This is a genomic window from Pseudomonas sp. NPDC086112, assembly GCF_044746425.1.
Taxonomy (GTDB): domain Bacteria; phylum Pseudomonadota; class Gammaproteobacteria; order Pseudomonadales; family Pseudomonadaceae; genus Aquipseudomonas.
Map to the genome: position 1 here is coordinate 1 of NZ_JBIVCD010000072.1, position 8,832 is coordinate 8,832.

Annotated in this window: 7 protein-coding genes and 1 pseudogene; all 8 read left to right on the forward strand. The window is 61.4% G+C overall.

Annotation, left to right across the window (positions count from 1 at the left end):
- Positions 1-1,113 (forward strand): UDP-N-acetylmuramoyl-L-alanine--D-glutamate ligase (gene murD, locus ACIPLA_RS27550; protein WP_401177569.1); only part of this gene is annotated, 1,113 nt, incomplete at its 5' end.
- Positions 1,110-2,327 (forward strand): putative lipid II flippase FtsW, encoded by a 1,218-nt coding sequence (gene ftsW, locus ACIPLA_RS27555; RefSeq protein ID WP_123494465.1) that lies wholly within the window; start codon positions 1,110-1,112, stop codon positions 2,325-2,327. The genes murD and ftsW, both read left to right, overlap by 4 nt.
- Positions 2,317-3,387, forward strand: a complete 1,071-nt coding sequence (gene murG, locus ACIPLA_RS27560; protein ID WP_008072109.1) for an undecaprenyldiphospho-muramoylpentapeptide beta-N-acetylglucosaminyltransferase — start codon at positions 2,317-2,319, stop codon at positions 3,385-3,387. Before ftsW ends, murG begins: the two co-directional genes overlap by 11 nt.
- Positions 3,380-4,840 carry a UDP-N-acetylmuramate--L-alanine ligase gene (murC, locus tag ACIPLA_RS27565; RefSeq protein ID WP_401177573.1) on the forward strand — a complete coding sequence of 487 codons (1,461 nt, stop codon included), beginning with the start codon at positions 3,380-3,382 and terminating at the stop codon, positions 4,838-4,840. Before murG ends, murC begins: the two co-directional genes overlap by 8 nt.
- Positions 4,837-5,820 carry a D-alanine--D-alanine ligase gene (locus ACIPLA_RS27570; RefSeq protein ID WP_192345504.1) on the forward strand — a complete coding sequence of 328 codons (984 nt, stop codon included), beginning with the start codon at positions 4,837-4,839 and terminating at the stop codon, positions 5,818-5,820. Before murC ends, ACIPLA_RS27570 begins: the two co-directional genes overlap by 4 nt.
- Before the next feature lie 4 nt (positions 5,821-5,824).
- Entirely contained in the window at positions 5,825-6,691 is an 867-nt protein-coding gene (locus tag ACIPLA_RS27575; RefSeq protein WP_007904320.1) for a cell division protein FtsQ/DivIB, read from the forward strand.
- A gap of 15 nt (positions 6,692-6,706) precedes the next feature.
- Complete coding sequence (gene ftsA / locus ACIPLA_RS27580; RefSeq protein ID WP_007904319.1) at positions 6,707-7,966, forward strand: cell division protein FtsA; 1,260 nt, start codon at positions 6,707-6,709, stop codon at positions 7,964-7,966.
- Between the two features lie 67 nt (positions 7,967-8,033).
- A pseudogene (gene ftsZ, locus ACIPLA_RS27585) lies at positions 8,034-8,832 on the forward strand (cell division protein FtsZ); the annotation flags it as partial.

An 8,832-nucleotide genomic window follows, 5' to 3' on the forward strand; every position in this document is an offset into this window, starting at 1 on the left:
CTGGCGCTGGCGACCCCGGCCCTGCAGGCTGCCGCCGCCCGTGGCGTGAAGTTGTCCGGCGACATCGAGCTGTTCGCGCGTAACGCGAAGGCGCCGATTGTCGCCATCAGCGGTTCCAACGCCAAAAGCACCGTCACCACCCTGGTCGGCGAAATGGCGGCTGCGGCCGGCAAGCGTGTTGCTGTCGGCGGCAATCTCGGCACACCGGCGCTGGATTTGCTCAGCGACGACATCGAGTTGTACGTGATGGAGTTGTCGAGCTTCCAGCTCGAAACCACCGATCAACTCAACGCCGAAGTGGCGACCGTGCTCAACATCAGCGAAGACCACATGGACCGCTACAGCGGTCTGCCGGCCTATCACCTGGCCAAGCACCGGATCTTCCGGGGTGCCAGGCAGTTTGTGGTCAACCGTCAGGACGCCTTGAGCCGTCCGCTGATGGGCGAAGGTCAGCCGTGCTGGACCTTCGGTTTGAGCAAACCCGATTTCAAGGCCTTCGGGATCCGGGAAGAAGACGGCGAGAAATACCTGGCCTTCGAATTCCAGAACCTGATGCCTGTGCGCGAGTTGAAAGTTCGTGGCGCGCATAACCAGTCCAACGCTCTGGCGGCCTTGGCACTGGGGCATGCCGTCGGCCTGCCGTTCGACGCCATGCTTTCGGCCCTGCGCAATTTCGCCGGGCTCGAGCATCGCTGCCAATGGGTACGCGAGCTGAATGGCGTGAGCTACTACAACGACTCCAAAGCCACCAACGTCGGTGCTGCTCTGGCCGCCATCGAAGGCCTGGGCGCGGACATCGACGGCAAGCTGGTGCTGATCGCCGGTGGCGATGGCAAGGGCGCCGAATTCAAGGATTTGCGTGATCCGGTGGCGGCCAACTGCCGCGCCGTCATTTTGATGGGCCGTGATTCCGACAAGATCGGCGAGGCCATCGGCGATGCCGTGCCACTGATTCGCGTCGGCTCGCTGATCGAAGCGGTCGCGCAATGCCGCGCCATCGCCGAAAAGGGCGACGCGGTGCTGCTGTCCCCAGCCTGCGCCAGTTTCGACATGTTCAAGAACTACGAAGATCGCGGTCACCAGTTTGTCCGCGCCGTGGAGGACTTGGCATGAGCCTCCTGAATATCATCAAGCCGTACCCGTCGCCGATCATCACCGGGCGCGGCATCGACCTCGATTTCCCGATGCTCGCCGGTTGCCTGGCGTTGCTGGGCCTGGGGCTGGTCATGATTGCATCGGCATCCACTGAAGTGGCGGCGGTGCAATCGGGCAGTGCCCTGTATTACATGATCCGCCACCTGATCTACGTAGTGCTTGGACTGGGTGCCTGCATCGTCACCATGATGATTCCGATCGCTACCTGGCAACGCCTGGGCTGGCTGATGCTGATTGGTGCATTCGGTTTGCTGGTGATGGTGATCATCCCCGGCATTGGCCGTGAAGTGAACGGTTCGATGCGCTGGATCGGCTTCAGCTTTTTCAACGTTCAGCCTTCCGAGATCGCCAAGGTGTTCGTGGTGATCTACCTCGCCGGTTATCTGGTGCGTCGCCAGAAAGAAGTGCGTGAAAGCTGGATGGGTTTCTTCAAGCCGTTCATCGTTCTGCTGCCGATGGCGGGGCTGTTGCTGATGGAGCCGGACTTCGGTGCCACCGTTGTAATGATGGGGGCGGCTGCAGCGATGCTGTTCCTCGGCGGCGTCGGGCTGTTCCGTTTTTCCTTGATGGTTGTCCTGGCTGTCGGTGCGGTGGTGTTGTTGATTCAGATGCAGCCGTATCGAATGGCGCGACTGACCAACTTTGCGGACCCGTGGGCCGACCAGTTCGGTGCGGGCTATCAGTTGTCTCAAGCCTTGATCGCTTTCGGTCGCGGCGAATGGCTGGGCGTTGGCCTGGGCAACAGCGTGCAGAAACAGTTCTACCTGCCGGAAGCCCACACTGACTTCGTGTTCTCGGTCCTGGCCGAAGAACTGGGTGCCGTGGGTTCGTTATGCACCTTGGCGCTGTTCGTCTTTGTCTGTATTCGTGGCATGTACATCGGTTATTGGGCCGAGAAGGCCAAACAATTTTTCGCCGCTTACATCGCGTATGGTTTGTCGTTCCTGTGGATCGGTCAGTTCCTGATCAACATCGGAGTGAACGTAGGCCTATTGCCGACCAAGGGGCTGACTCTGCCATTCCTCAGTTATGGCGGCAGTTCGTTGGTGATCTGCTGTGCCTGTCTTGGCTTGTTGCTGCGCATCGAGTGGGAGAGTCGAACCCACTTGGGCAGTGAAGAGATGGAGTTCCATGAGAGCGACTTCGCCGAGGAGCCGAACCATGGGCGCTAACGTATTGATCATGGCCGGCGGCACGGGGGGCCACGTGTTCCCGGCATTGGCCTGCGCTCGGGAGTTCCAGGCCCGCGGTTACACCGTGCACTGGCTGGGCACGCCGCGCGGGATCGAGAACGATCTGGTGCCGGCGGCCGGCCTTCAATTGCATCGGATCAACGCCAGCGGTTTGCGCGGCAAGGGCAAATTGTCCCTGCTCAAGGCACCGTTCATGTTGCTCAAGTCGATCTGGCAGGCGCGGGCGATCATTCGTCAGCTGCGGCCAGTCTGCGTGGTCGGCTTCGGGGGTTATGTGACCGGGCCCGGCGGCGTTGCAGCCAAATTGTCCGGCGTGCCGGTGATCGTTCACGAACAGAACGCCGTGGCCGGTACCGCCAATCGGTTGCTGGTGCCGTTGGCCGCCCGAGTCTGTGAAGCGTTCCCTGACACCTTTACCCTGTCGAACAGCCGTCGCACCACCGGTAACCCGGTGCGTACCGAGCTGTTCCTCGAAACACCGCGACCTGCCCTGGCCGGTCGCAAGGCGCGTTTGCTGATCCTGGGCGGAAGCCTGGGCGCAGAGCCGTTGAACAAGTTGCTGCCTGAAGCCCTGTCGCAAGTCGCTCCCGACCTGCGTCCGGACGTGTTTCATCAGGCCGGCAAAAACCACGATGAAGTGACTGCAGAGCGCTATCGCGCAGCTGGCGTCGAGGCGCAAGTGCAGCCTTTCATCAAAGACATGGCCCAAGCCTATGGCTGGGCCGACCTGGTGGTGTGCCGCGCAGGCGCATTGACCATCAGTGAACTGGCGGCTGCCGGTCTGCCCTCGATGCTGGTGCCTTTGCCCCACGCGATCGACGATCACCAGACCCGCAACGCCGATTATTTGGCCCGTGAAGGCGCTGCCTTCCTGATGCCGCAAAGAACGACTGGCGCAGCGGATCTTGCCGCTCGCCTGACAGAGGTCTTGATGCAACCGCAACGACTCAACGACATGGCCACCGCGGCACGCCGCCTGGCCAAACCCGATGCCACTCGTAACGTGGTCGATACCTGCCTGGAGGTGGCTCATGGTTGAGAACAAAAAAGCCATGCCGCACCCGGAAATGCGCCGCATCCGTCGCATCCACTTCGTCGGTATCGGCGGCGTGGGCATGTGCGGCATTGCCGAGGTGTTGCTGAACCTGGGCTATGAAGTGTCCGGCTCCGACCTCAAAGCATCGCCGGTGACCGAGCGCCTGGAATCCTTCGGTGCCCACATCTATATCGGTCACCGTGCCGAGAACGCCACGAACGCCGATGTGCTGGTCACCTCCAGCGCCGTGAACACTTCCAACCCGGAAGTGGCCACGGCCCTGGAACGCCGGATTCCGGTGGTGCCGCGTGCAGAGATGCTGGCCGAACTGATGCGCTACCGCCACGGCATCGCCGTTGCCGGTACCCACGGCAAAACCACCACCACCAGCCTGATCGCTTCGGTGTTCGCCGCTGGTGGCCTGGACCCGACGTTCGTCATCGGTGGTCGTCTGAATGCCGCGGGCACCAATGCCCAGCTCGGCACCAGCCGTTACCTGATCGCCGAAGCCGACGAAAGCGATGCCAGTTTCCTGCACTTGCAGCCGCTGGTGGCCGTGGTCACCAACATCGACGCCGACCACATGGCGACCTACGACGGCGACTTCAACAAACTGAAGAAAACCTTCGTCGAGTTCCTGCACAACCTGCCGTTCTACGGTCTGGCGGTGGTGTGCCTGGACGATCCGGTGGTGCGTGAAATCCTCCCGCAAGTGAAACGTCCGACGGTCACTTACGGCTTTGGCGACGATGCCGACGTGCGTGCCATCAATGTGCGTCAGCAGGGCATGCAGACCTTCTTTACCGTGCTGCGCCCTGATCGCGAGCCGCTCGATGTGTCGGTGAACATGCCGGGCAACCACAACGTGCTGAACGCGCTGGCGACCATTTGCATCGCCACCGACGAAGGCGTCAGCGATGAAGCCATCGTCCAGGGCCTGTCCGGCTTCCAGGGTGTTGGCCGTCGCTTCCAGGTGTACGGCGAACTGCCGGTTGATGGCGGTAACGTGATGCTGGTGGATGATTACGGTCATCACCCGACCGAAGTCGCGGCCGTGATCAAAGCCGTGCGCGGTGGCTGGCCGGAGCGCCGACTGGTGATGGTTTATCAGCCACACCGTTACAGCCGTACCCGCGACCTGTACGACGATTTCGTCAATGTGCTGGCCGACGCCAATGTGCTGCTGTTGATGGAAGTCTACCCGGCCGGCGAAGAGCCGATCCCGGGCGCTGACAGCCGCAAGCTGTGCAACAGCATTCGCCAGCGCGGTCAGCTCGACCCGATCTACATCGAGCGCGGCATCGACCTCGCGCCAATCGTCAAGCCGCTGCTGCGTGCCGGCGACATTCTGTTGTGCCAGGGCGCCGGTGATATCGGCGGTCTCGCACCGAAACTATTGAACAGTCCGTTGTTCGCTGGCGCGGTTGCCGCGCCAAGCGTGGGGAAGTTGAAATGACTGCTGCTTACGCCAACCTCGTCTCCACTATCGCGCCGAAAGACTTCGGCCGTGTCGCCGTGCTGTTCGGCGGCAAGAGTGCCGAACGTGAGGTCTCCCTGAAGTCGGGTAACGCGGTGCTCGACGCACTGCAAAGCGCCGGTGTGGACGCCTTCGGTCTTGATGTGGGCGATGATCTGCTGCAGCGTCTGCTGAACGAGAAAATCGACCGCGCCTTCATCATCCTCCACGGTCGTGGCGGTGAAGACGGCAGCATGCAGGGCCTGCTCGAATGCCTGGGCATTCCGTACACCGGCAGCGGCATTCTGGCCTCGGCACTGGCCATGGACAAACTGCGCACCAAGCAGGTCTGGCATAGCCTCGGTATTCCGACGCCGCGCCACGCGGTACTGAGCTGCGAGGCCGATTGTATTTCGGCGGCCACGGAACTGGGCTTCCCTTTGATCGTCAAACCGGCCCATGAAGGTTCCAGTATCGGGATGGCCAAAGTGACCTCCGCGTCCGAATTGATCGACGCATGGAAAGCGGCCAGTACCTACGATTCGCAAGTGTTGGTCGAGCAATGGATTCAAGGTCCGGAGTTCACCATCGCCACCCTGCGTGACCAGGTGTTGCCTCCAATCGCCCTGGGCACAACCCACAGTTTCTACGACTACGACGCCAAGTACGTGGCTTCCGATACCCAGTACCGGATCCCGTGTGGCCTGGACAGCAATAAAGAAAAAGAACTCATGGACCTCACGGCCAAAGCCTGTGAGGCGCTGGGTATCGCCGGTTGGGGCAGGGCAGACGTGATGCAGGACGCCGACGGGCAGTTCTGGTTCCTGGAAGTCAACACCGCACCGGGCATGACCGATCACAGTCTGGTTCCGATGGCGGCCCGTGCCGCTGGCCTGGATTTCCAGCAACTGGTTCTGGCGATTCTGGCCGCCAGCGTTACCGGCAATGCTGCCGGTAACCAAGAGCCGACAAGAGGTTAAGACCATGCAAGGCGCTCAGCTACGTCATCAGCCTTCCGCACCCGGCCGCAAGCCGGTGCCGCGGGGTGCCAGCCGAATGGTGGCCAAAGAGCCGATGTCTGCGCGCCTGCCGAAAGCCAATTTTGGTTTTCTGAAAAGTCTGTTCTGGCCCGTGCTGTTGGTCGCGCTGGGGTTCGGCACTTATGAAGGCGCACAGCGTTTGCTGCCGTACGCCGACCGGCCGATCACCAAGATCGCGGTGCAGGGCGACTTGAGTTACATCAGCCAGCAAGCGGTGCAGCAGCGGATCGCCCCCTACGTGGCGTCGAGCTTCTTCACCATCGACCTGGAGAGCATGCGTACCGAGCTTGAACAGATGCCATGGATTGCCCACGCCGAAGTGCGTCGGGTGTGGCCGGATCAAGTAGTGATTCGCCTGGAAGAACAACTGCCGGTGGCCCGCTGGGGCGATGAGTCGCTGCTGAACAACCAGGGGCAGGCGTTCACCCCGCGTGAACTGGCGAACTATGAACACTTGCCGCAGTTGTTCGGCCCGCAGCGGGCCCAGCAGCAAGTGATGCAGCAATACCAGGTACTGAGCCAGATGCTCAGGCCATTGGGCTTCTCGATTGCACGCCTGGAGTTGCGTGAACGAGGCAGTTGGTTCCTGACCACCGGCGCCGGCAGCGCGGGCCCGGGAATCGAACTGCTGCTGGGACGCGGCAAGCTGGTGGAAAAGATGCGCCGCTTCATTGCCATCTATGACAAGACGCTCAAAGAGCAGATTACGAACATTGCGCGCATCGATCTGCGCTACGCCAACGGCCTCGCTGTTGGCTGGCGGGAACCTGTAGCGCCCACGACAGCCCAACCCGCTGTCGCGAAGAATTAAGAAGAGGCAGGACCCATGGCAAACGTGCAAAGCGGCAAAATGATCGTCGGTCTCGATATCGGCACCTCCAAGGTGGTGGCGCTGGTCGGCGAGGTCTCGGACGACGGCACGCTCGAAATCGTCGGGATCGGTACTCATCCGTCCCGCGGCCTGAAAAAAGGCGTAGTGGTGAACATCGAGTCCACCGTCCAGTCGATCCAGCGCGCGATCGAAGAAGCGCAGCTGATGGCCGGTTGCCGGATCCACTCGGCGTTTGTCGGCGTGGCTGGCAATCACATCCGCAGCCTGAACTCCCACGGCATCGTGGCGATTCGTGATCGCGAAGTCAGCTCCGCCGACCTTGAGCGCGTTCTCGACGCTGCCCAGGCTGTGGCGATCCCGGCTGACCAGCGCGTGCTGCACACCCTGCCGCAGGATTACGTGATCGATAACCAGGAAGGCGTTCGCGAGCCGCTGGGTATGTCCGGCGTGCGTCTGGAAGCCAAGGTTCACGTGGTCACCTGCGCCGTCAACGCCGCACAGAACATTGAAAAATGCGTGCGCCGCTGCGGCCTGGAAATCGACGACATCATTCTCGAGCAGTTGGCCTCGGCCTACTCGGTCCTGACCGACGACGAGAAAGAGCTGGGCGTGTGCCTGGTGGACATCGGCGGCGGCACCACTGACATCGCGATCTTCACCGAAGGCGCGATCCGTCACACCGCGGTGATCCCGATTGCGGGCGATCAGGTGACCAACGACATCGCCATGGCGTTGCGCACCCCGACCCAGTACGCCGAAGAAATCAAGATTCGCTACGCCTGTGCCCTGGCCAAACTGGCCGGTGCCGGTGAAACCATCAAGGTGCCGAGCGTCGGCGATCGTCCACCGCGCGAGCTGTCCCGTCAGGCCCTGGCCGAAGTGGTCGAGCCGCGTTACGACGAGCTGTTCACCCTGATCCAGGCCGAGCTGCGTCGCAGTGGCTACGAAGACTTGATCCCGGCCGGCATCGTGCTGACTGGCGGTACGTCGAAGATGGAAGGCGCGGTGGAACTGGCCGAAGAGATCTTCCACATGCCGGTTCGCCTGGGCGTGCCGCATGGCGTCAAGGGCCTGGACGACGTGGTCCGCAACCCGATCTATTCCACTGGCGTTGGCCTGTTGATGTACGGCCTGCAGAAGCAGTCCGACGGGATTTCGTTCTCGGGCATCGGCAGCCGCGACAGCTACAGCAATGACGAACCGAAAGTCGCCTTGCTCGATCGCTTCAAGAGCTGGGTACAAGGCAATTTCTAAAGCTTTACCGCAACACCGCTTCAAACAGCAGTAGGCGAAAAAACTAGAGAATGTAAGGAGAGGGAAAATGTTCGAACTCGTAGACAACATCCCCGCAAGCCCGGTAATTAAAGTTATCGGTGTTGGCGGTGGCGGCGGCAACGCTGTCAATCACATGGTCAAGAGCAACATTGAAGGCGTTGAATTCATCTGCGCCAACACTGATGCCCAAGCGCTGAAAAGCATCGGCGCGCGGACCATCCTGCAACTGGGCACCGGCGTGACCAAAGGTCTTGGCGCCGGCGCCAACCCTGAAGTAGGTCGTCAGGCCGCTCTCGAAGACCGTGAGCGCATTGCCGAAGTCCTGCAGGGCACCAATATGGTGTTCATCACAACTGGCATGGGCGGTGGTACCGGTACCGGTGCTGCGCCGATCATTGCCGAAGTGGCCAAGGAAATGGGGATCCTCACCGTTGCGGTGGTGACCCGTCCGTTCCCGTTCGAAGGTCGCAAGCGTATGCAGATCGCCGACGAAGGCAATCGTCTTCTGTCTGAAAGCGTCGACTCGTTGATCACCATTCCCAACTAGAAGCTGCTGACCATCCTCGGTAAAGACGCAAGCCTGCTGTCGGCTTTCGCCAAGGCCGACGATGTACTGGCCGGTGCCGTTCGCGGTATCTCCGACATCATCAAGCGTCCGGGCATGATCAACGTCGACTTTGCCGACGTGCGTACCGTGATGAGCGAAATGGGCATGGCGATGATGGGCACTGGGTGCGCCAGCGGTCCGAACCGTGCACGCGAGGCCACCGAAGCGGCCATTCGCAATCCGTTGCTCGAAGACGTGAACCTGCAAGGCGCACGCGGCATTCTGGTGAACATCACCG